This window comes from Streptomyces sp. NBC_01445, assembly GCF_035918235.1.
Lineage (GTDB): Bacteria > Actinomycetota > Actinomycetes > Streptomycetales > Streptomycetaceae > Streptomyces.
In genome coordinates, this window is sequence record NZ_CP109485.1 from 1,274,443 (window position 1) to 1,300,467 (window position 26,025).

At 70.2% G+C, this 26,025-nt stretch carries 22 protein-coding genes; 16 read left to right on the plus strand and 6 right to left on the minus strand.

What is annotated here, in order from left to right:
• Positions 1-46 precede the first annotated feature (46 nt).
• Genes OG574_RS06145 through OG574_RS06155 form a run of 3 tightly spaced genes read left to right on the plus strand, consistent with a single transcriptional unit; the run spans position 47 to position 2,609 of the window.
• Positions 47-1,261: a metal-dependent hydrolase family protein gene (locus OG574_RS06145; protein ID WP_326772234.1), complete on the plus strand. Its 1,215-nt coding sequence runs from the start codon at positions 47-49 to the stop codon at positions 1,259-1,261.
• The gene (locus OG574_RS06150; protein ID WP_266570700.1) at positions 1,258-1,395 is read left to right on the plus strand and encodes a hypothetical protein; all 138 of its coding nucleotides are present in this window, start codon (positions 1,258-1,260) and stop codon (positions 1,393-1,395) included. The genes OG574_RS06145 and OG574_RS06150 overlap by 4 nt, the downstream gene beginning before the upstream one ends.
• The gene (locus tag OG574_RS06155) at positions 1,392-2,609 is read left to right on the plus strand and encodes a metal-dependent hydrolase family protein (RefSeq protein WP_326772235.1); all 1,218 of its coding nucleotides are present in this window, start codon (positions 1,392-1,394) and stop codon (positions 2,607-2,609) included. Before OG574_RS06150 ends, OG574_RS06155 begins: the two co-directional genes overlap by 4 nt.
• 268 nt (positions 2,610-2,877) lie before the next feature.
• Here OG574_RS06155 and OG574_RS06160 read toward each other — a convergent pair whose 3' ends face one another.
• Positions 2,878-3,819, minus strand: a complete 942-nt coding sequence (locus OG574_RS06160; protein ID WP_266570702.1) for a LysR family transcriptional regulator — start codon at positions 3,817-3,819, stop codon at positions 2,878-2,880.
• Between the two features lie 142 nt (positions 3,820-3,961).
• On the opposite strand from OG574_RS06160, the gene OG574_RS06165 reads away from it, so the two are divergent.
• From OG574_RS06165 to OG574_RS06195, 7 genes are all read left to right on the plus strand, one after another.
• The gene (locus OG574_RS06165; RefSeq protein ID WP_326772236.1) at positions 3,962-4,957 is read left to right on the plus strand and encodes a fumarylacetoacetate hydrolase family protein; all 996 of its coding nucleotides are present in this window, start codon (positions 3,962-3,964) and stop codon (positions 4,955-4,957) included.
• Positions 4,954-5,919, plus strand: a complete 966-nt coding sequence (locus OG574_RS06170) for a cyclase family protein (protein ID WP_266570704.1) — start codon at positions 4,954-4,956, stop codon at positions 5,917-5,919. Before OG574_RS06165 ends, OG574_RS06170 begins: the two co-directional genes overlap by 4 nt.
• Positions 5,920-5,954: 35 nt before the next feature.
• On the plus strand, positions 5,955-7,085 hold the full coding sequence (locus tag OG574_RS06175; protein WP_266570705.1) for an FAD-dependent oxidoreductase: 1,131 nt from the start codon (positions 5,955-5,957) through the stop codon (positions 7,083-7,085).
• Positions 7,082-8,092 carry an amidohydrolase family protein gene (locus OG574_RS06180; RefSeq protein ID WP_326772237.1) on the plus strand — a complete coding sequence of 337 codons (1,011 nt, stop codon included), beginning with the start codon at positions 7,082-7,084 and terminating at the stop codon, positions 8,090-8,092. The genes OG574_RS06175 and OG574_RS06180 overlap by 4 nt, the downstream gene beginning before the upstream one ends.
• Positions 8,093-8,097: 5 nt before the next feature.
• Complete coding sequence (locus tag OG574_RS06185; RefSeq protein ID WP_266629691.1) at positions 8,098-9,036, plus strand: VOC family protein; 939 nt, start codon at positions 8,098-8,100, stop codon at positions 9,034-9,036.
• 87 nt (positions 9,037-9,123) lie between these two features.
• Complete coding sequence (locus OG574_RS06190) at positions 9,124-10,095, plus strand: fumarylacetoacetate hydrolase family protein (RefSeq protein ID WP_326772238.1); 972 nt, start codon at positions 9,124-9,126, stop codon at positions 10,093-10,095.
• Positions 10,092-10,847 carry an SDR family NAD(P)-dependent oxidoreductase gene (locus OG574_RS06195; RefSeq protein WP_266570709.1) on the plus strand — a complete coding sequence of 252 codons (756 nt, stop codon included), beginning with the start codon at positions 10,092-10,094 and terminating at the stop codon, positions 10,845-10,847. Before OG574_RS06190 ends, OG574_RS06195 begins: the two co-directional genes overlap by 4 nt.
• 819 nt (positions 10,848-11,666) lie before the next feature.
• On the opposite strand, the gene OG574_RS06200 is transcribed toward OG574_RS06195, so the two are convergent.
• From OG574_RS06200 to OG574_RS06215, 4 genes are read right to left on the minus strand one after another with little or no spacing between them, the layout of a single operon-like run.
• On the minus strand, positions 11,667-13,145 hold the full coding sequence (locus tag OG574_RS06200; protein WP_326772239.1) for an amidase: 1,479 nt from the start codon (positions 13,143-13,145) through the stop codon (positions 11,667-11,669).
• Between the two features lie 53 nt (positions 13,146-13,198).
• Positions 13,199-14,146: an alpha/beta hydrolase gene (locus tag OG574_RS06205; protein ID WP_326772240.1), complete on the minus strand. Its 948-nt coding sequence runs from the start codon at positions 14,144-14,146 to the stop codon at positions 13,199-13,201.
• A 1-nt stretch (position 14,147) separates the two neighbouring features.
• Positions 14,148-15,440 carry an amidohydrolase gene (locus OG574_RS06210; RefSeq protein WP_326772241.1) on the minus strand — a complete coding sequence of 431 codons (1,293 nt, stop codon included), beginning with the start codon at positions 15,438-15,440 and terminating at the stop codon, positions 14,148-14,150.
• A complete protein-coding gene (locus OG574_RS06215) occupies positions 15,437-16,687 on the minus strand; it encodes an MFS transporter (RefSeq protein WP_326772242.1) in 1,251 nt (416 codons plus the stop codon). Before OG574_RS06215 ends, OG574_RS06210 begins: the two co-directional genes overlap by 4 nt.
• A gap of 74 nt (positions 16,688-16,761) precedes the next feature.
• Here OG574_RS06215 and OG574_RS06220 point away from each other — a divergent pair, with 74 nt between their 5' ends.
• Positions 16,762-17,853 carry an Lrp/AsnC family transcriptional regulator gene (locus OG574_RS06220; RefSeq protein ID WP_326772243.1) on the plus strand — a complete coding sequence of 364 codons (1,092 nt, stop codon included), beginning with the start codon at positions 16,762-16,764 and terminating at the stop codon, positions 17,851-17,853.
• Positions 17,854-17,856: 3 nt separating this feature from the next.
• Here the strand turns inward: OG574_RS06220 and OG574_RS06225 are convergent, their stop codons facing one another.
• Positions 17,857-19,680 carry a sulfatase-like hydrolase/transferase gene (locus OG574_RS06225; protein ID WP_326772244.1) on the minus strand — a complete coding sequence of 608 codons (1,824 nt, stop codon included), beginning with the start codon at positions 19,678-19,680 and terminating at the stop codon, positions 17,857-17,859.
• A 104-nt stretch (positions 19,681-19,784) separates the two neighbouring features.
• On the opposite strand from OG574_RS06225, the gene OG574_RS06230 reads away from it, so the two are divergent.
• From OG574_RS06230 to OG574_RS06250, 5 genes are all read left to right on the plus strand, one after another.
• A complete protein-coding gene (locus OG574_RS06230; protein WP_442816795.1) occupies positions 19,785-20,744 on the plus strand; it encodes a formylglycine-generating enzyme family protein in 960 nt (319 codons plus the stop codon).
• A 72-nt stretch (positions 20,745-20,816) separates the two neighbouring features.
• Entirely contained in the window at positions 20,817-21,383 is a 567-nt protein-coding gene (locus OG574_RS06235) for a PadR family transcriptional regulator (protein ID WP_116505658.1), read from the plus strand.
• A 116-nt stretch (positions 21,384-21,499) separates the two neighbouring features.
• Entirely contained in the window at positions 21,500-23,080 is a 1,581-nt protein-coding gene (locus OG574_RS06240; RefSeq protein ID WP_326772245.1) for a sulfatase family protein, read from the plus strand.
• Between the two features lie 45 nt (positions 23,081-23,125).
• Positions 23,126-24,490, plus strand: a complete 1,365-nt coding sequence (locus OG574_RS06245) for an MFS transporter (RefSeq protein ID WP_116505662.1) — start codon at positions 23,126-23,128, stop codon at positions 24,488-24,490.
• A 46-nt stretch (positions 24,491-24,536) separates the two neighbouring features.
• The gene (locus OG574_RS06250) at positions 24,537-26,000 is read left to right on the plus strand and encodes a sulfatase-like hydrolase/transferase (RefSeq protein WP_326772246.1); all 1,464 of its coding nucleotides are present in this window, start codon (positions 24,537-24,539) and stop codon (positions 25,998-26,000) included.
• Positions 26,001-26,025: the final 25 nt, after the last annotated feature.

The following is a 26,025-nucleotide window of genomic DNA, read 5'->3' on the forward strand; positions in this document are numbered from 1 at the left end:
ACTGACGCATCGAAAGATTCACTCGGGCGTAAGGCAAGAGAATCAAATGAACGCGGTTTCCCTGATCACAAACACCCACCTCATCGATGGACTCGGAGGCGCTCCCCAAACCGGCACCAGTGTCCTGATCGACGCAGGCCGCATCGCCTGGATCGGTCCGGACGAGAACGCCCCTTCCATCGGCGACAAGCCCGCAATCAACGGCCATGGGCACTCTCTGATCCCCGGCCTCATCAACTCTCATGTCCACTTGGCGAATGATGGCTCCGCCGATCTCTTCGAGCAGGTTGTCAACGACAGCCTGCCGATTGCCTCACTCCGCGCCGCTCAGAACGCCCGTTACACGCTTGCATGCGGCGTCACCACCGTGCGCGACTGCGGTGCGGCGAACGGAATAGTCATCGAGTTGGGCAAAGCGGTCGAGGCCGGCCTTGTCGAAGGTCCCCGGATCGTGGCAGCCGGCCGGGTCATCACCATGACGGGCGGCCACGGTCACTTCATGGGACGGGAAGCGGATGGTATAGATGCCATCCGCCACGCGGTCCGGGCGGAGATCAAGGGAGGCTCTCAGTTCATCAAGGCCATGGCCACGGGCGGTGTCCTGACGCCCGGAGTTCGCCCGACCCAGACCGCGTTGCTTGCCGAGGAACTGCGCACAGTAGTGCAGGAAGCTCATAACGCCGGGAAGCGAGCTGCTACACACGCGATCGGCCGGCAGGGAATCAAGAACGCACTCGACGCCGGCGTGGATTCAATCGAGCACGGCTATCACCTCGACGAGGAGCTCTTCACCCAGGCGATCGATCAGGGCACCTTCCTTGTGCCAACTCTTCTCGCGGTCGATGGAATTGCCGAATTCGGGCCAGCCGGGGGCAGTCCGGGGTGGATGATCGACAAAGCGATATCGGAGCGCGATCGTAGCCGCGAGATGTTCCGCGCGGCTGTCCAGGCCGGGATGCGCGTCGCGGCCGGCACTGATGCCGGGACTCCCTTCAATCGTCATACCGACCTCCCCAAGGAGCTCGCGGTGATGGTCGCGATTGGCATGACGCCGATGCAGGCTCTCCTGGCGGCGACAGCGAATGCTGCCGCAAATCTTGATCTCCTCGACGAGATCGGCACCATCGAGGTGGGAAAGGCCGCTGATCTCGTGTTGCTCGACGGGGACCCGCTCGAGGACATCGGCACTTACGGTCGACCGGTCCTGGTCGCGAAGGCCGGCGTCATTGCCCGCAACGACCTGATGGGAGCTGCACGTTGAAGGAACTGACCGAACTCGGGGTGCTCGACATCCTCGACGCGGAGAGTGCCTACAACGATGCGGTGGCGGTGGCCGAATCGCTCGCGCCGCTGGCCGTGTCCGCCCTGCACGACCTGGAGAAGGAGAACCGGTGACCGGATCCCTGATGCTGCGCAACGCCCGCCTGCTCGACCCGCTGTCCGGGGAGTACACCGAAGGCGACCTGCGGTGTGATTCCGGCCGGATCGTGGAGGCGGGGCCCGGTCTCACCGCGGCCGACGTGCCTTCGATCGACGTCCGGGGCGCGGTCGTGCTGCCCGGGCTGGTCGACGCGCACGTGCACATCACGGCGTCGACCGCGGACCTGGGCTCGCTGCCGTCGTTGTCACCGTCGTATGTGGCCGCTCATGCCGCGCGCACGATGAGCCGGATGCTCGACCGCGGATTCACCACAGCCCGCGACGCGTCGGGCGCCGACTACGGCTTCGCCGACGCCCAGGCGGAGGGACTGTTCCGCGGCCCGCGACTGCTGTTCTGCGGGCGCGCGCTGAGCCAGACCGGCGGGCACGGCGACAGCCGCACCCGCGGCACGCAAGCGAAGGATGACCACCCGTGCTGCGCGGGCCTGGGCCGGGTGGCCGACGGCGTCGACGCGGTCCGCGCGGCCGCCCGCGACGAGCTGCGCAAGGGCGCCCACCACATCAAGGTGATGGCATCGGGTGGCGTCGCGTCCCCGACCGACCGCATCGACTCGACGCAGTACTCGGCTGACGAGCTGAGCGCGATCGTCGAGGAAGCATCGGCGGCGAACCGCTATGTGGCGGCGCACGCGTACACCGCCCGAGCTGTCAACCGCGCTTTGGAACTGGGCGTCCGTTCGATCGAACACGGCAACCTGCTGGACGACCGGAGCGTTTCGCTGTTCCTCGCCCAAGAGGCGTTTTTGGTGCCGACGCTGGTGACGTACTGGGCGCTGAAGGAGGAGGGCCGCGACCACGGGCTGCCGGAGTCGAGCTGGCGCAAGGTCGACGAGGTTCTGGGCGCAGGCATGGCGGCCCTGGAGCGTGCGGCTCGTGGCGGCGTGAAGCTGGTGTACGGGACGGACCTGTTGGGCGGCATGCACCGCCACCAGAACCACGAGTTCCGCCTGCGCGGCGAGGTCCAGACCCCGCTGGAGGTGATCCGCTCGGCAACGTCGACCGCGGCGGAGTTGCTGAACCTGACCGGGGAGATCGGGACATTGGCCGTGGGCGCGCACGCGGACCTACTGGTGGTGGACGGAGATCCGTTGGCGGACCTCGGGGTTCTGGCGGAGCCGAAGCACTTCCGCCACATCATCCAGGGCGGTGCGGTGGTTTCCGGGACCTGACACCGGAGGAGACCGGGCAGCACGCCACCCGTTCGCCAGGGACGGCCGGGCTTTCGGGCGTGCCGGTCCACGAAGGCGCCGCCTCGGGCGGCCCGCGCCAACTGCCGCCTCCGCCAGCGCACTTCGTCAGGCGTGCGGAACAGCTCTCCGCCGGGCTCGGCGTCCCTGCGCCGGGACCTGGCTGAACGCTTCCAGGATGCGCGCGGCACGGGAGTGGACCGACTCGTGGTGCGGTGGCTTCATCGCACGGCTCCCACGGACACCCGTTTCACCCGGCGCTGCCCTCGACCGGTCCGCCCTGCGGCTGCTGGGGCAGGCCCGCCCCGACCCGCACGGCGGTCTCACGCAGCCAGATGTGCGCGGCGTCGTGCGTATGCACGGGATGCCACCACATCGCTTCCTGCAAGGGCACGGCCGCGTAGGGAGGTTCCACGATGCGGACGGGGGCGATCGGTGCGAGCAGGCCGGCGAGCCGTGCCTGGACCATGGCGATCCGGCGGGTGCCTGCCACGAGCAGCGGCAGCAGCTGGAAGCTGTCGACGGACACCTCCACGCGCGGCTCCACCCCGAGCAGCCCGAGCTGGCGCACGGCCGGGGCGTCGTACGTCCGCTGGTAGGTGACCCACGGCAGGTCCGCCAGGTCCTCCCAGGTGAGCCGGTCCGCGACGGACGGGTGGTCGTCGGCGATCACGAAGACCCAGCGGTCGTCGTAGAGGTCGGTGGCGGGGAAGTCGCTGATCACGCCGTGCGGCATGAGCAGTCCATCGACGGTGCTGAGCAGGGTCGTGGTGTCGTCGACCACGGTGGGTGGGGTCTGCGCGAAACGCAGCCGGATGCCGGGAGCCTCCTCGTGCACGACGCGGGCGAGTTCGGCGCCGAAGACCGCGACGGCGTAGTCGGAGGCCACCAGCTTGAACTCGCGGCTCTCATGCGCCGGGTCGAACGTGGCCTGGCTGGAGAAGAGCCTCTCGATGACGTCGTAGGCGGTGGAGGTGCGTTCGAGCAGGACCTGGCCGAGGGCGGTGAGTTCGTAATGGCCGCCGACGCGGGCGAGCAGGTCGTCGTCGAAGTGCTTGCGCAGCCGGGCGAGCGCGGCGCTCATGGCGGGCTGGCTCAGTCCGACGCGCTGCCCGGCCCGGGTGACGTTGCGCTCCTCCAGCAGGGCTCGCAACGCGACGACAAGGTTGAGGTCCAGACGGGCCAGATTCACGGGCTTTTCCTTGCTGTACGGCGTCGGACAACGCTGACCAGCGAACATCTGGCAGATGGATGGACGCTATCCATACAATCGATTTCCCTGATCCTCGGTGGCGGGTTCAGATTAGTCCCACCGCAATCAGGAGGACACGTCCGTGAAACCCGCTCCCGCATCCAAGCCCTTCACCGGCCCCTTCGCTCTCGCGACGCTCTCGGTCCCGAATAGCCCGGTGTTCCCCGCCCTGGTCACGTCCGACGCGCGCGTCGTCGACCTGCGCGACGCCCTGGGCGACGAGCGGTTGACCGTCCGTCGCCTCCTGGAGGACTGGCCGGCGGTACTGCCCCGGCTGCGGGCCCTGGCCGGCGACGAATCCGTAGAACGCAGGCCGTTGGCGCAGTTCCGGGCGCACGCGCCGGTCGAACCGCGGCAGGTGTTCCAATCGGGTGCCAACTACCGGCAGCACGTGATCGATCTGCACGTCGCCCATCGCGCCCCGGGCGATGACCGGCCGGAGGACGAGCGGCGCGCGGAGGCCGCCGAGATCATGGACCGGCGGGCGAAGGAGGATCTGCCGTACGTGTTCATCGGTCTGCCGAGCGCCATCACCGGCCCGTACGACGACGTCGCACTCCCCGGATGGGCCGAAAAGCCGGACTGGGAGCTGGAGTTGGCGGCCGTGATCGGCCGCCCGGCGCACCGGATCTCCGTCGACGAGGCCATTGAGTACGTCGCCGGGTACACGATCGCCAACGACCTCACCGACCGTGCGACGGTCTTCCGCCGGGACATGCCGCAGATCGGCACCGACTGGCTGCGCAGCAAGAACGCGCCCGGTTTCACCCCGCTCGGCCCGTGGATCGTGCCCACCGAGTCGATCGCCGACCCCGGCGAACTGCACCTGGTCCTGAAGCTGAACGGCGAGACCATGCAGGACGAGTCCACCAAGGACATGATCTTCAACGTGGCGCGCATGGTGTCCTACGCCTCGCAGAGCGCCCAACTCCTGCCCGGAGACCTGGTGTTGACCGGTTCACCGGCAGGCAACGGCATGCACTGGGGACGGCTGCTGCGCGACGGCGACGTGATGGACGGCTCCATCACCGGACTCGGCGCCCAGCGCACCCGCTGCGTAGCGGAGGCGGCGTCGTGACGGCGCCGGACCGGACCGACCCCGAGGGTGCGATAGCCGAGGCCGCCAAGGCGTACTCGAACTGGGGCCGTTGGGGCGAGGACGACCGTATCGGCACCCTCAACTTCCTCGACGAGGCCAAGCGCCGCGAAGGCGCCGCGCTCGTACGGCGGGGCGTCAGCTTCTCGCTCTCCCAGCGGTTCGACATGAACGGACCGCAGAAGGGCTGGCGGCGGCGCACCAACCCCGTCCACACCATGCTCGACACGGGCACCGACGCCGCCCTCGGCAACCAGGGCTTCCCGCACGGCATCGGCGGCGCCGACGACGTGATCGCCATGCCGCTGCAGTGCTCGACGCAGTGGGACGGGCTCGGCCACATCTTCGACCACGGCAAGGCGTGGAACGGCCGCCCCGCGGAGCAGGTCGTCACCTCCGACGGCGACCTCGTCACCGGCATCGAGCACATGGCCCCGTACGTCGCCGGGCGCGGCGTCCTCCTCGACGTCGGCCACGTGGTGGGTGAGCACGGCGAGTTGCCGGACGGCTTCGCCATCACCGAGGACCACCTGACCCGGACCGCCGAGGCGCACGGAGTGACGGTGGGGCGCGGGGACCTCGTGCTCGTCCGCACCGGGCGGCTCGCGCGGGCCCGGCGTGAGGGCTGGGGCGAGTACGCGGGCGGTCCGTCGCCCGGTCTGTCGTTCACCACGGCCGGCTGGCTGCACCGGACGGAAATCGCCGCGATCGCCACCGACACCTGGGGCTTCGAGGTCCGCCCGAACGAGTTCGAGCACGCCTTCCAGCCGCTGCACCAGGTCGCCATCCCCAACATGGGCCTGCTCATCGGCGAGATGTGGGACCTGGACGCGCTGGCCGCCGACTGCGCACGCGACGGCCGGTTCGACTTCTGGCTGACCGCCGCGCCCCTGCCGATCACCGGCGCGGTCGGCTCGCCCGTCAACCCGATCGCCGTCAAGTAGTCCTCAACCTCCTCGAGGGACACAGGAGTTCCCCCATGAGCACACCCCGCACGGTTCTCGTCATCGGCGGTGGCGCGGCCGGCAACGCCGCCACGATTCTGCTGCGCCGCGCCGGGATCGCGGTCGACCTGATCGAGGCCAAGGACGACTGGAACGCCACCGCCGGGTCCGGCATCACACTCCAGGGCAACGCCCTGCGCGTCCTGCGCGAACTCGGCGTGTGGGAGCAGGTGGAGAAGTCCGGGTACGGCTTCGCCGCGGTCGGCATCACCGCCCCCGACGGCACCATCCTGCATGTCGCCGACGATCTGCGCACCGGCGGCGACGACCTGCCCGCCACCGTCGGCATGCAGCGCCCCCAGCTCCAGCGCATCCTCATCGACGCGGTCCGCGCGAGCGGTGCCACCGTACGCCTGGGTGTTCGCGCGGAGTCCCTCGAACAAGACGGTGCCGGCGTCACCGTCCGCTGCACCGACGGCACCGAGGGCCACTACGACCTCGTGATCGCCGCCGACGGCCTGGGCTCCACGACCCGCGCGGCCATCGGCATCCCGGACAAGCCGGAGCCCACCGGCATGGCCATCTGGCGGATCGCCGCACCCCGCCCGGCCGGTCTGACCCGCACCGACCTCGCCTTCGGCGGCCCCGCCTACATCGCCGGCTACTGCCCGACCAGCGAGAGCACGCTCTACGCGTACGTCGTCGAGGCCAACCGCGACCGTGCCTCCCTCCCCACCACCTCCTACGCCGACGAGATGCGTGCCCTGGCCCGGCACTACGGCGGCCACTGGCCCGAGATCACCCGGCACATCACCGACCCGACGCAGGTCAACTACACCTGGTTCGACCGGATGCTGGTCGAGGGCTCCTGGCACCGCGGCCGCGTCGTGCTCGTCGGCGACGCCGCGCACTGCTGCCCGCCCACCCTCGCCCAAGGCGCGGCCCTGTCGATGGAGGACGCCTGGGTCCTCGCCGAGATGCTGACCGCCGCCGACGCCTGGGAGGACGCCCTGTTCCAGGCGTACTACGAGCGGCGGATCCACCGCGTACGTCCCGTCGTCGAAGCGTCCGTGCAGATCGGCCAGTGGCAGCTCGACGGAGTCCGCGACGCGGACATACCCGGGCTGATGGGCCGCACCATGACCATGCTGCGGGAGCTGCCATGACGACACCGCCCACCATCGACGTGCACGCCCACATCCTGCTGCCCCAGATCGAGGCACTGGTGGACGGGCTGCCGGGCCATGCCGAGGCCAAGGCCCTGGACGCCCGCCGCAACGGCCCGGACGCCCTGAAGGTCAACGGCCCGATGATCGGCGAACGCATCGCCCGGCTCACCGATCCGACCGTCCGCCTCGCGGCGATGGACGCCCAGGACGTGGACGTCCAGCTCGTCAGCCCCTCCCCCTCGCACTACCACTACTGGGCCGACGAGGAGACGGCCGAGAAGGTGTACAGGCTCGCCAACGAGACGACCGCGGCGCACTGTTCGGCCGCCCCCGACCGGCTGCGCGGCATCGGCCTCGTACCGCTGCAACACCCCGAACAGGCGGTGCACGCGCTCGACCACGCCCTTGAGCAGGGCCTGTCCGGGGTGGAGATCTCCAGCCACGCACCGGGGCGCGAACTGTCCGACCCCGCCTACGAACCGCTGTGGGCACGGGCCCAGGAGACCGGGGCGATCGTCTTCCTGCACCCCTTCGGCTGCACCCTCGACGAGCGCCTCGACCAGTGGTACCTCTCCAACTCCGTCGGCCAGCCCACCGAGAACGCCGTCGCCCTGTCCCACCTGATCTTCTCCGGCGTCCTCGACCGGCACCCGGGACTGCGGCTGATCGCGGCGCACGGCGGCGGCTATCTGCCCACGCATATCGGCCGCGCGGACCATGCCTGGCGGGCCCGCCCCGACGCACGGACCTGCCGGGAGACGCCGAGCAGCTACCTCGGGCGCCTCTACTTCGACTCGCTCGTCCACGACCCCTACGTACTGCGGGAGTTGGTGCGCGTGGCGGGCGCCGACCGGGTGCTGCTCGGCTCCGACTTCCCCTTCGACATGGGCGCCGACGACCCGCTCGGCGCCCTGCGCGCCGCCCGCCTGTCCCACGCCGACTTCGACGCGGTGCGCGGCGGCAACGCGGCCGCCCTCCTCCGCCTCCGTCCCCGGAAGGACTGATCGCCATGAACGGACGTCTGCTCACCCATCTGCGGCACGTCGACCTGGCCGTGCCCGACTATGACAAGCAGCTCGACTTCTACTCCGGCGTCTGGGGCCTGACCAAGGTCGCCGAGGACTCCGGTCTCTCCTTCCTGGCCGCCGAGGGCTCCCCCGAGCAGTACGTCGTCCGGCTGCGCAAGGCCGACGAGAAGCGCCTCGACCTCGTCTCGTACGGAGCGGCCTCACCGCAGGACGTGGACACGCTCGCCGAGCAACTCCTTGCGGGCGGCGTGCAGTTGATCTCCCAGCCGGGCAAGGTCGACACCCCCGGCGGCGGCTATGGTTTCCGCTTCTTCGACGTCGACGGGCGCACCATCGAGGTCTCCGCCGACGTCGAGGTCAGGCGGCACCGCAAGATCGAGGAGAAGGAGGCCATCCCGGTCAAGCTCTCCCACGTCGTGCTCAACTCCCCCGACCTGAACCGCACACGGGAGTGGTACGAGCGCCACCTCGGCTTCGCGCTCTCCGACACCCTCTCCTCGCCCCACATGGGCGAGGTCATGCACTTCATGCGGATCAGCAACCAGCACCACTCGATGGCCCTCGCCAAGGGCCCGCACACCGCCCTGCACCACGTCTCCTTCGAGATGCGCGGCATCGACGAGTACATGCGCGGTTCGGGCCGCGTGATGCGCGCCGGGTTCAAGAAGATCTGGGGTCCCGGCCGGCACATGGCGGGCGACAACACCTTCACGTACTTCCTCGACCCGCACGGCAACACCGTCGAGTACACGACCGAGTTGGAGCTGCTCGACGAGGACACCTGGCACCCGCACGTCTACGACTTCTCAAAGCCCGAGGTCACCGACCAGTGGGGCACCGCCAACGCGATGAACGAGATCGTCGCCAAGGAGTCCTTCAACGACCCGGACCGCGGCGTGTTCGTCGCCCCGCCGGTCTGACCCCACCCCGAGCTCCGGGGGCGCGGCGGCCCTGTCCATGCCTTGACTCACCGCCGCGCCCCGGCCCCTCCTCGCGCCAGGAGTCCCATGCGATTCGCCACCTACGCCCACCAGCACCGCACCCGCGTCGCCGTCGTCGAGGCGGACGGCACCCTCTACCCGCTGCCCGGCACCACGTCACTCACCGAGCTGATCCGCTCCGGCGACGGCCTGCCCGCCCTCCTCGACGCCGGCGCCGCCGCACTCGACGTACCGCCAGGGCCGCACGTCTCGAAGGTGCGGCTGCTTCCCCCGCTCCAGCCTTCCTCCGTACGGGACTTCGTCACCTTCGAGGAACACGTCGAAGGCGTACGCAAGGCAGTGGACGGTATCGCCGGAGTGCCCGAGCAGTGGTACGCGGCGCCCACCTTCTACTTCACCAACCCGCACGCACTGTTCGGCGCGCACGACGACATCCCGATGCCCCCGGGCTCGACCGCCCTCGACTATGAACTCGAAGTCGCCGCCGTCATCGGCCGCGAGGGCAGCGACCTCACCCCGGAGCAGGCACGGGACCACATCATCGGCTACACGGTCTTCAACGACTGGTCCGCACGGGACCTGCAGTCCGCCGAGATGACGGTCGGCCTCGGCCCCTGCAAGGGCAAGGACACCGCGACCACCCTCGGCCCGTACCTGGTCACGGCCGACGAACTCGAGCCGTACCGCGACGCCGAGGGCTTCCTCCGCCTCGCCCTCACCGCCTCCGTGAACGGCCAGGTCATCGGCAAAGACCTGCTGTCCAACATGAGCTGGACCTTCGAGGAGATGGCCGCGTACGCCTCCCGCGGCACCCGGATCGTCCCCGGCGACATCCTGGGCTCCGGCACCTGCGGCAACGGCGGCTGCCTCGCCGAGCTGTGGGGCCTGCGCAGCGAGCAGACCCCCGCGCCGCTGAAGCCCGGCGACACCGTCGCCCTTACCGTCGAAGGCATCGGCACGGTCTCCAACACCGTGGTCACGGGCGCCGCCCCGGTCGTCCTGCCCAACGGCCGGCGCCGCTCCCGGGAACGGCCGTGAGCGACCTGCGCCCCAAGCGGCTTCTCGGCAAGGTCGTGGTCGTCACCGGCGCGGCCCGCGGTCAGGGCGCCGCCGAAGCCAAGGCGCTCACCCAAGAGGGCGCCCGCGTCATCGCCACCGACGTCACGGAGGCCACGGGCATCCGCCCCCTCGACGTCACCGACGAGGCACAGTGGGCCCAACTCGCCGCCGAGCTGAGGGAGTCGTACGGACAGATCCACGGCCTGGTCAACAACGCGGGCATCACCTGGCGCGCCCGCCTCGACGAGATACGCGCCGACGACTTCGCCCGCGTGCACGCCGTGAACGTCACCGGCCCCCTCCTCGGCATCCAGCACCTCACCCCGCTGATGCCGCCCGGTGCGTCGATCGTCAACATCGGCTCCTCCGCCGCACTGACCGCCCATTACCCGGTGGCGTACACGTCCAGCAAATGGGCGCTGCGCGGCCTGTCCAAGACCGCAGCGCTGGAACTCGGGCCGCGCGGCATCCGCGTCAACACCATCCACCCCGGCTTCATCGAGACGGAGATGACCGCGTCGGCCGCCCCCGCCTTCCGCGAGAGCAACCTCCGCGAGACCCCGCTCGGCCGCACTGGCACGGTCGACGAGATCACCCCGCTCGTCGCGTTCCTGCTCTCCGACGAGGCTTCTTTCATCACCGGCGCCGAGATCCCCGTCGACGGCGGCTACACCGCCCACGGCGGCGCCAAGTCGATCTCCGACGCCCTGCGCACGCAAGCCGGATCGTAAAGAGGGCGGATGGCGAACCCGCCCTCGTCGCCAACAAACATCGGTGAAGCCGGGGCATCGCACCATCGCCCCTGCATCGGGCAGATGGGCGACACACTCAACATGCGACGTCATCGGAAACACGTCGACATCGACGGGCCGCCTGATGCGCGGATGACGCCAGACTCCCACCTTGGCACTCATCAGCGAAGTGCAGCCACGACTGTCGGCCAACTCTGCTCTTCCGAAGCAGTCTCCACGGTCTCAGGGGGCACGTGGGTCGACCCGATGCGTGACGTGGCACCTTCCCGAAGGCAGCACAAGACAACTCGAGACCAAGATCCGGACCATACACGGGCCAAACCCCGCCAACCACCCCTCGAATCGCACATACGCGCAGGTCAGAGCAACGCGCACGGAGTACCACCAGCAGACGAAGAACGTTTTGGTTTCATACAGCCCTAAGAAACTTGGATTCTTCTAGAGCCTCAAGCTGGGTGCCTGGAGGGAGCTTTACCCTTCCAGGCACCCACAGCCCCGCAGCCACTATCCGTGACCATTCAGCAACCTTCCGGACTCATTCGCCGCAAATCTGCGCGCGTCCCGGACCAGCCACGGACCAGCTGGGCCGCTAGGTTGCGTCGCCCTCGGTGGGGCGAGGCATGCGAAGAAGTGCGAGACGACGTCGGGTGACGGGCGCGATCACACGGCAGTGGGCTCTCGGGTGGTCTCGAGGTCGTTGAGCACCGCGAGGACTGGCTTCTCCACATTGTCAGCCCAACGAGCAAGCTCGGAAAGCAGGCTGGAAAGGCTCAGTGCCTGGTCAGGACGGACCGACGATCAGTCAGTGGCTGACTGTACGAGAGGCGTCGGCTGGACGCTCGGTCGGCGGTTCGGGGTGTATGCCCAGGTGCGGAGTTGCTCTACGGCTTTGCCGATGCGGAAGACGGTCGGGTCGTCATAGGTGTGGCCGACGATCTGGACGCCGGTCGGAAGGCCCCAACTGGAGTGGCCGCTTGGCACGTTGAGGACGGGGCAACGGTTGCTGATGTTGAAGGGCAGCGTCATGGTCGCCCACAGCGGCTCGCCGTGGTCCTCGCCGTTCACCACCAGACGCCCCAGGAGATCGTCTCCGGCGGGCAGTCCCGGAACGGCCGTGGTCGGACAGATCAGGGCGTCGAAGGGGGCAATCGCCTCAGCCAGTTCGCGCTGCAGCCGGGTCTCGACGCGCAGGCCGTCGAGGTAGGTGACCTGCTCACGGGCGACGGCCATGGTGTCGGCGAAGGCTGCCGCGTACGGCGACATCCGGTCGCGGTGCTCGGCTTCGATCTCGCGGACGAGGGCGCCGAAGATCGTGGAGAAGTGTGCGGCGGCACTGATGAGGAGGTCGTCCTTGGTCCACGGGAGTTCGATCTCCTCGACGATCGCGCCCGCGTCGGTGAGGGCGCTGGCGACGGCGCGGGTGTTGGCCTCGATCTCCGGGTGGACGTCGTAGGCACCCAGGCGCAGGCACAGGGCGATGCGCATCCCGGCGACCGCGTCGTACTCGGTCGGCAGGACGAGTTTCGGGCGCAGCGACACGTGGTCGCGCGGGTCGGGGCCTGCCAGGACGTTGGCGAAGGTGATGCAGTCGTCGACGGTGCGTGCCATGGGGCCGTCGCCGCGGTAGTGGTCGGCGGACAGCGGTGCGACGCCGGGTATCCGGCCGTACGGGGCCTTGTACCCGACGGTGCCGGTGAAGGCGGCGGGGATGCGGGTCGAGCCGCCGATGTCGGAGGCGGAGGCGAGCAGCGCGGTACCGGCGGCGAGGCAGGCGCCCGCGCCGCCGGACGAGCCGCCGGGGGTGAAGTCGGGGTTCCACGGATTGCGGGTGACGCCCCACAGGCGGCTGTGGGTGAAGGTGGCGATGGAGAACTCGGAGGTGGCGGTGCGGGCGTGGACGATGCCGCCCGCGTCGAGGATCCGGTCGATGACCGGGGCGTTCTCGGTCGCGGTGTTGCCGACGTTGACGAGGGAGCCCTCGGTGAGGGAACGCCCGGCGATGGCGTGCTTCTCCTTGGTGGCGACCGGGATGCCTTCCAGCGGGCGCGGCGTCAGGCCGCCCTTGCCGAGGAAGCGGTCCTCGGCGTGCCGGGCCTGTTGGAGTGCCTCGTCGAAGAGCTGCTCGGTGAAGGCGTTGACGACCGGTTCGGTCTGTTCCGCGCGGGCGATGACCGCGTGCATCAGCTCCACCGGGGAGAGCTCGCCGGCGTCGAAGAGCCGTCGCGCCTCGGTGGCGCTGAGGTAGGCGAGATCGGCACCGGCGTCGTTCGGGTTCATACGGACTTCCTTACGGATAAAGGGACTTCACGGACGAGGGTGGGTAGGGGCTGTCAGCCGAGCAGTCGTTTGAGCGCGGCGTTGATCCAGGCCGTCGCCTCCCCTGCGGCATGGCTGAGGTGGTCCATGCCGTAGAAGCCGTGGACGAGGCCGTCGAACCGCCGGTGCGCGACGCGTACGCCGGCGCCCCGCAGCGCTTCGGCGTACGCGTCTCCCTCATCACGCAGCGGGTCGTACTCCGCGGTGGCCACGACGGCCGGAGCGAGCCCGGACAGGTCCTTCGCCCGCAGGGGTGCGACCCGCGGGTCGGCGCCGAACGCGGCGGAGGCAGGATCGGAGGGGCTGACGCCGAGGTACTGCTCGAAGAACCAGTGCAGTTCTGTGGTGGTGAGGAAGTAGCCTTCGCCGTTCTCGGCCCGCGACGGGTAAGCGCCGGACATGTCCGTGCTGGGGTAGACCAGGAGTTGGGCGGCGAGCGACAGTCCGTCGGCGTGGGCCTGCTGTGCGCACACGGCGGACAGCGTCGCTCCGGCGCTGTCGCCGCCGACGACCAGCCGGGCAGGGTCGCCGCCGAACGCGTCCGCGTGCCGCGCGACCCAGGTCAGGGCGGCGTAAGCGTCCTCGACCGCGGCGGGGAAACGATGCTCGGGCGCGAGCCGGTAGTCGACGCTCACCACGACGGCGTCGAGGTCGCGGCACAGGTTCCGGGCGTGCACGTCGTGTGTGTCGAGGTCGCCGGCCACCCAGCCGCCGCCGTGCAGGTACACCACCGTTGGCACGGGCGTCGTGGCATGCGGCCGGTAGACGCGGGCCGGGACGGAATCCGCCAGCACCGTCGAGGTCACCGTCGCGACCTCGGGCTTTGCGGCCTGGTCGAGGTGGTCGGCGGTCAGCGCCCGCAGCCGGGCTCTGGCCCGTGCAACAGCGTTCTCCCCTGGTTCTGGGGCGCCGAGTTGCTGGAGCCTTCGCAAGAACGCGGCAATGTCCGGGTCCAGAGGCACGTCACTTCTCCTGTCGGTCGCCGGCACACAGCCAGTGGGCGGCCGCCGCGAGCAGCGCCGTCACGCCGGTGTGGATCGTGGGTTCGGGTACGGGCGCGAAGTACGGGGAGTGGTTGGCCGGGACCGTGTCTGGCAGGCCGTCCGTCAGCAAGGTGTCGGGGTCGATGTGCTCGAAGTGGGCCGGGTCGCCGCCCCCGAAGTGCCAGAAGACCGAGGGAACACCGAGCGCCGTGCCGAAGGTGCCGAAGTCCTCGCTGCCGGTGAGGGGTTCGGGAAGGGTGAACACCCGCTCACCGCCCAGGACTTCGGCGATCGCGGTCAGTACGGTGCCGGTGGCCGCGGTGTCGTTGACCGTGACGGAGAAGGCGTTGAGAGCGGTGATTTCGGGCTCCTTGGGCGCGCCGGACGCGGCCGCCTCGGCACGGACGATCCGTTCGACAGCCGCCAGGACCCGCTCCCGTACGACGGGCGTCGTGGAGCGAATGTTGATCCGCAGGTCCGCCGTGTCGGGAATGATGTTCTCCTTCGTGCCCGCGTGCAGCGATCCGACGGTCACCACGGCGGTCTGCGCCGCCCCCACCTCCCGGGAGACGACCGTCTGCAGCCGCATGACGACCGCGGCGGCCATGACGATCGGATCGACGGTCGTCTCAGGCGTGGAGCCGTGTCCGCCGCGGCCGTGAAGGCGGACCCGCAGGCTGTCGGAGGCGGCCATCACCGTGCCCGGGCGGGTGCCGACGAGACCGACGGGGGCCGGGGACACATGCTGGCCGAGGCAGACATCCGCGCGTGGAAAGCGGTCCAGGAAGCCGTCCTCGATCATGGCCGGTGCCCCGCCGACCTCCTCCGCCGGCTGGAACACCGCGACGACCGTGCCATGCCATTCCCCACGGGCGGCGGCGAGTTGAGTGGTCACGCCGAGCAGGCAGGTGACGTGCATGTCATGGCCGCAAGCGTGCATGACGGGAACCTTGTTGCCCTCGCCGTCGACGCCCATCTCCTGGGAGGCGTACGGCAGTTGTGTCCGCTCCCGCACCGGGAGCCCGTCCATGTCGGCGCGGAGCAGGACCACCGGGCCCTCGCCGTTGGCCAGGACCCCGACGACACCGGTGCCGCCGACGCCCTCGGTGACCTCCCAGCCCTGCTCGCGCAGCCGTTCCGCGACGACTCCGGCCGTACGGAACTCCTGGAAGGACAACTCCGGGTGGGCGTGCAGGTCCTCGTAGAGGGCCATCAGGCCGGGCAGCCGCTCCGGGAAGCCGGACAGCAGGCGCGCGATGGGGGCGGCGGTCATGAGTGCTCCTTTGCGGGCGTGGGCAGGTCGGACGCGCCGGTGACGGTCCGGAAGGTGGCGGCGTCCTGCGGGGTGAGAAGCGCCATCACAAGAGCGATGGCCGCGCCGAGCACCAGGGAGGCGAAGGCCACCTTGAAGGAGAAGGCGTCGGCGAGCACGCCGATGACGGGCGGGGCGACCATCCCGGCCACCTGGCCGCCGAAGACGATCGCGCCACTGCCCACGCCGACGTCCTCGGGCGCGAGGCCGCCCAGCGGCACGGCAAGGATCGGCATGTAGCACAGGGAGACGGCGGTCGTGGCGAGCGTGCCGAAGACGATGAAACCGATGAGCGACGGCGAGAAGACCATGAACAGCAGCGTCACGGCAGCCACCGTCATGCCGGGCACGATCACCCTGCGGTGGTGGCCGCCAAGACGGTCCGCGAGCCGCCCGCCGACGACGATCGCGCCGGTCGCGGCGAGACCGGGAATCGCCACGAGGGCCCCGGTCGAGGCGAGCGAGACGCCGTACTCCTCGCTCACATAGGACGGGATCCACGTGCTGAGACCCCACACGATCATGCTGTAGCCGAACATCATGGCGCTGAACCGCCAGATCACGCCTTGACGCAGGACGCCGCCCGCGCGCCGCCGGGCGACGCGGGTCTCCGGCTCCGTCGGCGGCAGCGGCGCGGGGAGCCATACCCGTATCGCCACCAGGACGAACACGCCGAGGGCCGCCGTCGAGTAGAACGCCGAGCGCCACCCGAAAGCGGCGATCAGAGGCGCGACGAGGAGCGGGGTGAGGACCCCGGCGAGGGCGTTCGAGCTCATGATCACGCCGTTGGCGCCCATGCGCTGGGCCGGTGTGGTCCGCTCGACGAGGACCTTCATCGAGGCGGGCGGGAAGACGCCCTCGGCCGCGCCGAACGCGAACCGCATGAGCAGCAGGACGGCGAACGACCAGGCGAAGCCGGTCAGCGCGGTGAACACCGACCAGGACAGCAGGGCCCAGAGCATGATCCGCTGGGCACCGTACCGGTCTGCGAGCAGGCCGCCGGGGATCTGGCACAGGGCGTAGGCGAGGAAGAACGCCGAGACGATCAGGCCCTGTTCCCCGCGGCCCACGTCGAACTCGTCGCCGATGGAGGGCAGGGCAAGGTTGATGACGAGCCGGTCGGCGTAGTCGACCAGCCAGGCGGTGAACAGCAGCACGATCGTGATCCGGACGGTTCTGCGGACGGGCTGAGGGGGCGGAGCAGACACGCGGCACTCCTTCGACTCCGGGTGGCCGAAGCCGGGGTTGGGCATTGGCCGGAAGTGCCCCTACGATCCGGTCCGTGACAGGAATCCCTGGAGAATTGCAGGAAAACATCTCGGGAGGAGCCACAGTCCCTGATTCCCGCGGGACCGGCGGGGCTGCTCCGTTCTCCGAGTTGGACCTGGCCCTCGTCGACGCGCTCCAGGCCGCTCCCCGGGCACCGTGGGCCCGGCTCGGCAGGGCCCTCGGCGTGGACGCGACCACGGCGGCCCGCCGCTGGGAACGGCTGCGCGCGGGCGGTCTGGCCTGGGTCAGCGCGTACGACTCCGCGAAGGCGACGACCGTCGCCTACGTCGAGGTCAGGTGCCGGCCCCGGGCCGTGGAATCCGCCGGCGCCGCCCTGGCCGACATGCCCTGGGTCTTCAGCGTCGACGAGACGGCCGGCGACTTCGATCTCCTGGCGTCGGTCGTCGCTGCCGACCTGCCCTCCCTCGGCCGCTCGGTGTACGGTCTGATCGGCGGCCTGAGAGGCGTACGGTCCACCCGCACACGCCTCGGCATCACCCTGTACAGCGAGGGCGGCGACTGGCGCATGCGGGCCATGGAACCGTCCGGCGACGCGGGGCTCTCCGCTCCGCGCACCTCGCACCCGACTCCGTACAGCGCCCATATGCACCACCGGCCGCCGCCCGAGGATCAGGCCCTTCTCGAAGCCCTCGGCCGTGACGGACGCCTCGGCTACACCGACCTGGGCACCGCGACCGGCATGAGCGAACACACCGCCCGCCGCCGGCTCCAGCGGATGGTCCGCGACAGGGACATCACTTTCCGCTGCGACCTGGCCCATCCCCTCGCCGGGCTCTCGACGGTCGTGCTCTACCGCACCGCGGTCCCCCACACCCACCTCGAGGCCACGGGCAACGCGCTCGCCCGAAGGGAAGAGGTCCGCCTGGCCGTGTCCGTCAGCGGCTCCGACAACCTCCTCGTCATGGTCTGGCTGCGCGGCCTGCACGCCATCGACCCCTTCGAGGCGCACCTCGCGGAACGCTTCCCGCACCTGAAGGTCAGCGACCGCACCGTCTTCCTCCACACCCGCAAACGCATGGGCCGGCTCCTCGACACCACCGGCCGCGCCGTCGGACACGTCCCCTTCTCCCTGCCGCAGGTCTGACCCCTACGACTGGACCGCGTTCGCCGTCAAGGTCGAGAAGGTCCTCAGTTCTGGCGACGACGCGGCGGCGAGTTCGGTGGCGATGGCCCGGAGCAGGTCGCGGGGGACGAGGCCGACCGCGAACGTGGCGATCTGGAGCAGGGACAACTCCGCGGCCATGCGGGCGAACGGCCCATCCAGGAGTGCCGCGAAGTGCGCCCGCAGGATGCGTTCGCCCTCGGTGTGCGCGAGCAGGTCACGCAGCGGTACGTGGACGCTGAGCGGGCCTGGGGGGAAGTCCTCCGGGCGGGGCGGGGGTTCGGTGGACGCCTCCACCTGGGGGCGCTGCGTCCGGGCGAGCAGATGCGCTTCGGTGACCGGGCCCGACTCCGGCAGTCCGAGCCGCACGTACTGCTCCCGCGGAGCGTCCGAGGTCCTCAGCAGGTCGGTCAGCAGCGTCGCCATGCGCAGCTCCAACGCGTCGTCGACGAGCGAGTGTTGCTGCTCGGGGTCGGTTTCCAGGTCGTAGAGCAGGGTTCCGAAGGCGTACGGGTTGGACATGGCGTGGCCCGGCACCTTCACCAGCGGCACCTCTTTGGTGAAAGAGAACGGTGGTACCAGTTCGGCGCCCTTGAGCTCGGCGGGGGCGAAGCGGCCGCGCATGTGGGTGGGCATGAGGGTGTGCTCGTGCAAGGGCTGGTTGGTCCGCTCCGCGCTCGCCCGCATGTAGACGTGGCGGCCGTCGGTGACGCTGACGTGGCCGCCGAAGGCGCCGAACAGGCCCGCTTCGCGTACGGGGGTGTCGTCGGTGACGGTCCGCTGCAGCGGGTGGCCCTGCATATCGGGGGTGGGGGCGAGGCCGAAGTGGTCCAGGAGCGTCGGTGCCAGGTCGATGGTCTGGACGAGAGAGGTGCGGCGCTCGCCCTGGACGCGGCTGCGCGGGTCCCAGATGAACAGAGGGGTGTGGATGGTCTCGTCGTACCAGGGCTGGACGTTCTTGCCCCACCAGCCGTGCTCTCCGAGCAGCAGGCCGTGGTCGGTGCAGACTATCAGCAACGTGTCGTCCCACAGAGCGAGTTCGTCCATGGTGTCGAGGACTCGGCCCAGGGAGGCGTCGCACATGGACAGCAGGGCCGCGTACTCGCGGCGGGCATGGTCGACCTGTTCGTCGCTCTCGCTGACCTGTTTGTAGTCGGGCCAGTCGAAGTGAGGGCCGTCGTAGGCGTGCGCGTAGTGCTGCTTGTGGCGGGCGTAGCTGAAGAACGGCTCGTGCGGGTCGAACGTCTCGATCTGCAGGAACCAGTCGTCCTCGGCGTGGTTGGTGTACAGGAACTCCAGGCCCGCGTCGAAGGTGCGGGTCTGCGGGTGGTCGGCCTCGTCCGCGAGGTACTGGCGGTTGATCCAGTCCTGTCGCCAGCCCTCCCCGCGGCGCACGCGGACGGCGTCGGGAATGTCGGGGTCGGCCACGTGCCCCTTCCAGGGGTCGCCCTCCTGGCCGCGGAAGAACTCGAAGGTGCGGTAGCGGCCGTGATAGGTGGCGCCGCCGTCCTCCCAGTAGTGCTGATGGTCCGTCACCAGGTGGGTGTGGACGTCGTGTTCACCGAGGATCTGGGGCATCGAGTCGTCGAAGGGTTCGAGCGGGCCCCAGCTGCGGTGCAGGAAGTTGTGGCGGCCGGTGTGCAGTTCGCGGCGGGCCGGCATGCACGGCATGGAGCCCGCGTAGCAGGTGTCGAAGGTGGCCGTGCGCTCGGCGAGGCGCGTGAATTTCGGGGCATGGATTTCCTGTGCCCCGTAAGGCGGCAGGAAGCGCCGGTTGAGCGTGTCGAACATGACCATGATGGCTTTCATCGAGCCTCTTCCCCTGCCACGATTCCCCGTGCTTATGTGCATACGAACATAGGTCGGGGTTGTCGACGGAGACAACCCCCGGTACCCGGAGGATCAGAGCCGAGATGAGCGATACCCGCGCCCCCGCACGCTGCTGCATGCCGACCGGCGGAGGACCGGCGGCCGCCTCCGTGGCCGTACCCCTGACCGCGGCACCGGGCCGGGTGCCCGACGGGCGGAGGATGGTGTCGCTGCCGGGCGGCGAGTTCCTGATGGGCGCGGACGACGCCGAGGGCTTCGCCGGGGACGGCGAGGGGCCGGTGCGGGCGGTGCGGCTCGACCCGTTCCGCATCGACGTGTGCGCGGTGACCAACGAGCAGTACGCGACGTTCGTCGAGGCCACCGGGTACCGCACCGACGCCGAGCGCATCGGCTGGTCGTACGTGTTCGCCGGCTTCCTGCCGGCGGCTCTGCGGCGCGGCGCTCCCCGGCCCGAGCGAACCCCCTGGTGGTGCGGGGTACGGGGCGCCGCCTGGGACCGGCCGGAGGGACCCGGCAGCACGCTGGAGGGGCGCGGTGACCACCCGGTCGTGCACGTGTCCTGGAACGACGCCGCCGCGTACGCCGCGTGGGCGGGCAAGCGGCTGCCGACCGAGGCCGAGTGGGAGTACGCCGCCCGCGGAGGGCTCGAACAACGGCGTTACCCCTGGGGTGACCAGCTCGACCCCGACGGCAGCCACCGCTGCAACATCTGGCGCGGCACCTTCCCCACGAAGAACACCGCCGTCGACGGATATCGCGGCACGGCCCCCGTCGACGCCTTCGAGCCCAATGACTTCGGCCTGTACAACACCTCCGGCAACGCGTGGGAGTGGTGCGCCGACTGGTGGACCACGGACCACGGATCCGCCCGGCCGCTCGTCAACCCCCAAGGCCCGCGCGGCGGTTCGGACAAGGTGATCCGTGGCGGCTCGCACATGTGCCACGTCTCGTACTGCAACCGCTACCGCGTCGCGGCCCGCACCGCCAACAGTCCGGACAGCTCCAGCGGACACGCGGGTTTCCGCTGTGTTGCACCCGCGTGAAGACTCTTGACACCGTCCGGGAGGCGGGTGAATCTGAGCCTAACTAGGTTCCTGCGAACATAAGAGGTTCGGATGCAGCTCGACTACGTGATCCTCGGTGCGCTGGCGCTTCGCCGCCTGTCCGGCTATGACCTCCGTCGCTGGATGGAGGGTCCGGGCCGCTACATTGGCTACGGCGTCAAGCTGCCGCAGATCTACCGCAGGCTCGGCACCCTGGTGGAGCGCGGCTGGGTGGACTTCGATGTCGACCCGCGCGAGGGCCGCCCGGACGCCAAGGTCTACCGGCTCACCGAGGTGGGCGAACAGGCGCTGCTCGCGTGGGCGCGTTCCCCGTACGAGCCGTCGCCGCGCCCCATGGACCCCGAGTTCAAACTGCGCTTCATCTTCGCCGGGCAGCTCGACCCCGAGATCGCCCTGGACGTCGTACGCACCGAGCTGGCATACCGGCTCAAGCACGACGCGCTCAGCGCCACGCTGTACGTCCCAGACCCGTACGAGCCGCAGATCGACGGCCTCGACGGGGACTGGGCCCGCGAGGTGCACACCATGGCCCACGAGCACGGCTACGCGTTCGCGGCCTCCTACATCGCCTGGCTCCAGCTGACCGAGGCCCGCCTGGAGGCGCGGCTCGGCCGCTGACCCCGCCCCACCTGGCCCCTCCTCGACATCCCCCATACCGCTTCCGCAGCACGTGGCGAGCCGCACCGCCACGTGGCGGTCGCCCCTTGCCCGATCCCCGACCGGGAGCCGCACATATGCGCATCATCTACGTCGACGTGGACACCCTCCGCGCCGACCACACCACCCCGTACGGATATCACCGGCCCACCACCCCCAACCTGCAGAAGCTCGCCGACAAGTCCGTCACCTTCGACCGCTACTACTGCTCCGACTCTCCGTGCCTGCCGTCCCGCACCGCGCTGACCAGCGGCCAGTTCGGCATCACGAACGGGGTGATCGGGCACTTCGGCCCGGCCGCCCAGTTCCGGCTCGACGCCGGGCACGGCCCCGAGCCCGACCGGCCACTGCTCGGCCAACGCCTCGGCTTCGGCGGGTACTACACCGCCGCCGTGTCGGTCTTCGCCGAACGCCACCGCGCGTACTTCTTCCACGCCAACTTCCGCGAGTCGATCCGCGCCACCGACCGGATGGGTGACGAGGAGGCGCACGACGTCAACCGCGCCGCGATCGACTGGCTGCGCCGGCACGCCGACGACGACAACTGGTATCTGCACCTGACCTATTGGGACCCGCACACCAACTACACGCAGCCCGCCGAGTGGACCGAGGAGATGGCCGCTTCGGGGCCCGTGCAGTCCTGGCCGGACGAGGAGACGATCGCCGCGCACGCCGAGGTGTACGGCCCGCGCAGCGCTCTCGACCTGCACTACTCGATCCGCGGCGCGGGCACCTCGCCCGTCCCGCACAACATGCCGGACGCGATCCGCTCCCGCGCCGACTTCGAGCACCTGATCAACGGCTTCGACGGCGCCATCTCCTACTGGGACCACCACTTCGGTCAACTCATGGCCGCACTGGAGGAGTTGGGCATCGCCGACGACACCGCGGTGATCGTCAGTGCCGACCACGGGGAGTCCTTCGGCGAGCTGGGCTCGTACGCCGAGCACGGGCACGCCAGCGAGCCCGTCCAACGGGTCCCGCTGATCGTGCACTGGCCAGGGCTCACCGACCGGCTGCCCGAGGAGGCCCGCCGCAACGACGCCCTCCTCTACAACATCGACCTCGCCCCGACCCTGTGCGATTTGCTCGGCTTGGACGTCCCTGCCGGATGGCAGGGAGAGTCGTTCGCACCCGCGGTCCGCGGCGAGCACATCGACTCGCGCGAGTACCTCGTCCTCGGCCACGGCGCCCACACCTACCAGCGCGCCGTCCGCACCCGCGACCACCTCTACATCCGCACCTACCACCCCGGCAGCTTCCGTACCGAGTGGGAGCAACTCTTCGACGTCACCAAGGACCCATACCTGACACGGGACTTGAGGGACGACGAGCCCGACCTCGTGGCACTGATGCGGTCTCATCTCGCCGAGTGGTGGCACGAGTACGCGGGCCGCCCCGGCGCCCTGCCCGACCCCATGCAGACCACCCTGCAGACCGGGCCCACGTACTACAACGACCCCGCCCGCTACGCCGCGCACCTGCGCGCCACCGACCGCGCCCACCTCGCCGACGACCTGGAGCAGCGCCTCGCCACGCTGAACATCCCCGTGTCCTGGCATGCCCCCGACCGGCCCCGCACCGCGGAGCTCCTCGAACGCTGGGTCCACCTGCTGCAGACCCGTGACCAGCGCACTCCCACCCAGCAGGGCGGCTGAGCCTCCCCACCCGCGCACGCACCCCGCACCGGCAAAGGAGCCGAGATGCCCACCGATGCCGTACCACCAGTGCCGCCCGTACCCGTGCGATCCGTCCCGCCGCCCACGAAGGCGCCACCGCCCGGCGCCCCTCGCCGATGGCGTCAACTCGCCCTCCTGGGTGGGCTGCTGAATGTGGACAACAGCGAGTCCAGTGTCCAGTCCGTCCTCTTTCCCGCGCTGCGCGCCTCCCTCGGGCTTCCGCTCGCCGCGCTCGGCCAGCTGGTCGCCGCGAGCAAGCTGGCCCACGCCGTCGCCGGGCCCCTCTGGGTCGCGCTGGCCCGCCGATGGCCGCGCAAGAACGTCCTCGCCGTGTGCTGCGGATTCTGGGGCGTGTGGACCGCGGCCATGGGCCTGGCCCAGAACTTCGTCCAGCTCCTCGTCCTGGGCACCATCGCCTCCGCCGGGATCGCGGGCGGCGGACCGCTCGTCAACGGCCTGGTGGCCGACCTCTTCGACGACGCCGACCGCGGCCGCGCGGCCGGTGTGCTGTACGGCATCGCGGCGCTGGGCCTCGGTATCACGGGTCCGCTGCTCGGCCTGCTCTCGGACGTGGAGAACGGCTGGCGGTACGGATTCTTCGCCTCCGGCACCGTCCAGGTGGTCTTCGGCGTGCTGATCCTCGCCTTCCTCCGCGACCCGGGCGTCGGCGCCAGGGACGGCGCCGGCTCCGGACCGGCCGCCGTGGCCCGGCTGACCCGGGCCCAGTTCCGCGGCCTGCTGCGCAACCGCACCCTGCTGCTGATCTGCGTACAACGCCTGACCACCGGGCAGTTCATCCTGATCAGCTTCGGAGTCACCTTCCTGGTCGACGAGCGCGGCTTCACCAACGCCACCGCCTCCCTGGTGACACCGGCCGTCACCGTCACCTACCTGCTCGGCACGTTCCTCGGCGGCTTCGTCGCCGACCGGGTCCACCGGCGGCACCCGCGCACCGGCCGGATCGCGGCCATGCAGACGGCGATCGTCGCCTATGCCGTGGTCGCCTACGCCGCCACCCAGATCGACTGGGGCCCGATGTGGGTGTACATGGTGGTGTTCGGCCTGGTGGGCGGCGTGCAGAGCGTCAATCCCGGCATCAACCGGCCGGTGGTGATGTCGGTAGTGCTGCCCGAACTGCGCAGTGCGGCCTTCGCGTTGATGCTCTCCGTCGAGGCCGCCGGGTGGGCCATCAGTTCTCTCCTGGTCGGCTACCTCGGCGACGCGTTCGGCCTGCAGACGGCATTCCTGTGGCTGGCTGTCGTCCTCATGCTGGCCAACGGCGCCCTGGTGACGCTGCTCTACCGGCCCTACGTGCGCGACGCCGCCGCCGTCCGGTCGGAGCTGGCCCGCCGCGCCGCCGCCACCATCGGAGGAGCGAAGCAGGCATGACCACCGTGACCGAGATCGTCCAGGCCCCGCACCCGGAGAACGCCTCATGAGCACCCGCACCGCCCGCCCCAACTTCCTGATCCTCATGCCGGACCAGCTGCGTGCGGACGCGCTCGGCGCCTTCGGCAACGTGCACGCGGACACCCCGCATCTAGACGCGCTCGCCGCGCGCGGCACGCGCTTCAGCAACGCCTACGTCCAGCACCCGGTCTGCTCGCCCAGCCGCGCCTCGATCCTCACCGGCTGGTACCCGCACACCGCGGGCCACCGCACCCTCACCCATCTGCTCAAGGACCACGAGCCGAACCTCCTGCGCATCCTCAAGGACGCCGGCTACCACGTCACGTGGGCCGGAATGCGCGGCGACACCTTCGCGCCCGGCGTCACCGAGTCCAGCGTCGACGAGTACGGCTTCTCGACCTGGCCCACCCGGCTCTACGGCGGGGACTACCCCGAGGGCGTCTGGTCCCGGCTGTTCTACCGGGGCCGGGTCCCCGACGACGGCGGGATCGACTTCGACGAGGCCGCGGTGCGCACCGCCGAACAGTGGCTGCGCGAGCCCCCGCGGGACCGGCCCTGGGTGCTGTTCGTGCCGTTGGTGGCGCCGCACTGCCCGTTCCAGGTGGAGGAGCCGTGGTTCTCCCGGTTCGACCGCGGCGCGGTGCCCGACCCGGCCCCGCCCGGCGATCCCTCCGGTGAACCGCGCTACCTGCGCGCCGTCCGCGAAGCCCACGGCCTGGACGAGGTCACCCCCGAACAGTGGCGCGAGGTCGTGGCCACGTACTACGGCATGGTGTCCCGCCTCGACGACCAGATCGGCCGCATTTCCAGGGCAGTTGAGCAGGCGGGCGCGGCGGACGACACCGTCACCCTCTTCTTCGCCGACCACGGCGAGTACCTCGGCGATCACGGGGTGATCGAGAAGTGGCCGTCCGCGATGCACGACTGCATCACCCGCGACCCGCTGATCATCAGCGGTGCCGGGCTCGGCGAAGGCGGCCGGGAGTGCGACGCGATGGTGGAGATGGTCGACGTCCTGCCCACCGTTCTCGACCTCGCGGGCGTGCCCGCGCCCCACCGCCACTTCGGCCGCAGCCTCCTGCCTCTGCTGCGCGACCCGTCGGCGCCACACCGCGAACTCGCCTTCACCGAGGGTGGGTTCACCGTCGATGAGGAACCGCAGATGGAGCGGGCCGACTTCCCGTACGACCTGAAGTCCGACCTCCAGCACCAGGACCCGACCTTAGTGGGCAAGGCCGTCGCCGCCCGGGACCAGGAGTGGACGTACGTGTGGCGGCTGTACGAGCAGCCCGAGCTGTACCACCGGGCCGAGGACCCGCACGAGCGCACCAACCTCGCGGGCCGCCCCGAACACGCCGACGTGGAACGGCGCCTGCACGACGCCGTGCTGCGCTGGCTGGTGGAGACCTCCGACGTCATCCCGGCCGACCCCGACCCGCGCCGGCCCGACGTGGCTCTGCCCGCCCCGGCCGCACCCGCCCGGTCGTAAACGATCCCCGCACCCACGCAAGGGA

What these genes read in the sequence shown, in the direction of transcription:
- OG574_RS06185 (WP_266629691.1), top strand. Translation starts at nt 8,098, where the DNA reads ATGAACGGACGTCTGCTCACCCATCTGCGGCACGTCGACCTGGCCGTG.
- OG574_RS06145 (WP_326772234.1), top strand. Translation starts at nt 47, where the DNA reads ATGAACGCGGTTTCCCTGATCACAAACACCCACCTCATCGATGGACTC.
- OG574_RS06240 (WP_326772245.1), top strand. Translation starts at nt 21,500, where the DNA reads ATGCGCATCATCTACGTCGACGTGGACACCCTCCGCGCCGACCACACC.
- OG574_RS06230 (WP_442816795.1), top strand. Translation starts at nt 19,785, where the DNA reads ATGAGCGATACCCGCGCCCCCGCACGCTGCTGCATGCCGACCGGCGGA.
- OG574_RS06235 (WP_116505658.1), top strand. Translation starts at nt 20,817, where the DNA reads ATGCAGCTCGACTACGTGATCCTCGGTGCGCTGGCGCTTCGCCGCCTG.
- OG574_RS06175 (WP_266570705.1), top strand. Translation starts at nt 5,955, where the DNA reads ATGAGCACACCCCGCACGGTTCTCGTCATCGGCGGTGGCGCGGCCGGC.
- OG574_RS06190 (WP_326772238.1), top strand. Translation starts at nt 9,124, where the DNA reads ATGCGATTCGCCACCTACGCCCACCAGCACCGCACCCGCGTCGCCGTC.
- OG574_RS06210 (WP_326772241.1), bottom strand. Translation starts at nt 15,440, where the DNA reads ATGACCGCCGCCCCCATCGCGCGCCTGCTGTCCGGCTTCCCGGAGCGG.
- OG574_RS06250 (WP_326772246.1), top strand. Translation starts at nt 24,537, where the DNA reads ATGAGCACCCGCACCGCCCGCCCCAACTTCCTGATCCTCATGCCGGAC.
- OG574_RS06225 (WP_326772244.1), bottom strand. Translation starts at nt 19,680, where the DNA reads ATGAAAGCCATCATGGTCATGTTCGACACGCTCAACCGGCGCTTCCTG.
- OG574_RS06245 (WP_116505662.1), top strand. Translation starts at nt 23,126, where the DNA reads ATGCCCACCGATGCCGTACCACCAGTGCCGCCCGTACCCGTGCGATCC.
- OG574_RS06200 (WP_326772239.1), bottom strand. Translation starts at nt 13,145, where the DNA reads ATGAACCCGAACGACGCCGGTGCCGATCTCGCCTACCTCAGCGCCACC.
- OG574_RS06180 (WP_326772237.1), top strand. Translation starts at nt 7,082, where the DNA reads ATGACGACACCGCCCACCATCGACGTGCACGCCCACATCCTGCTGCCC.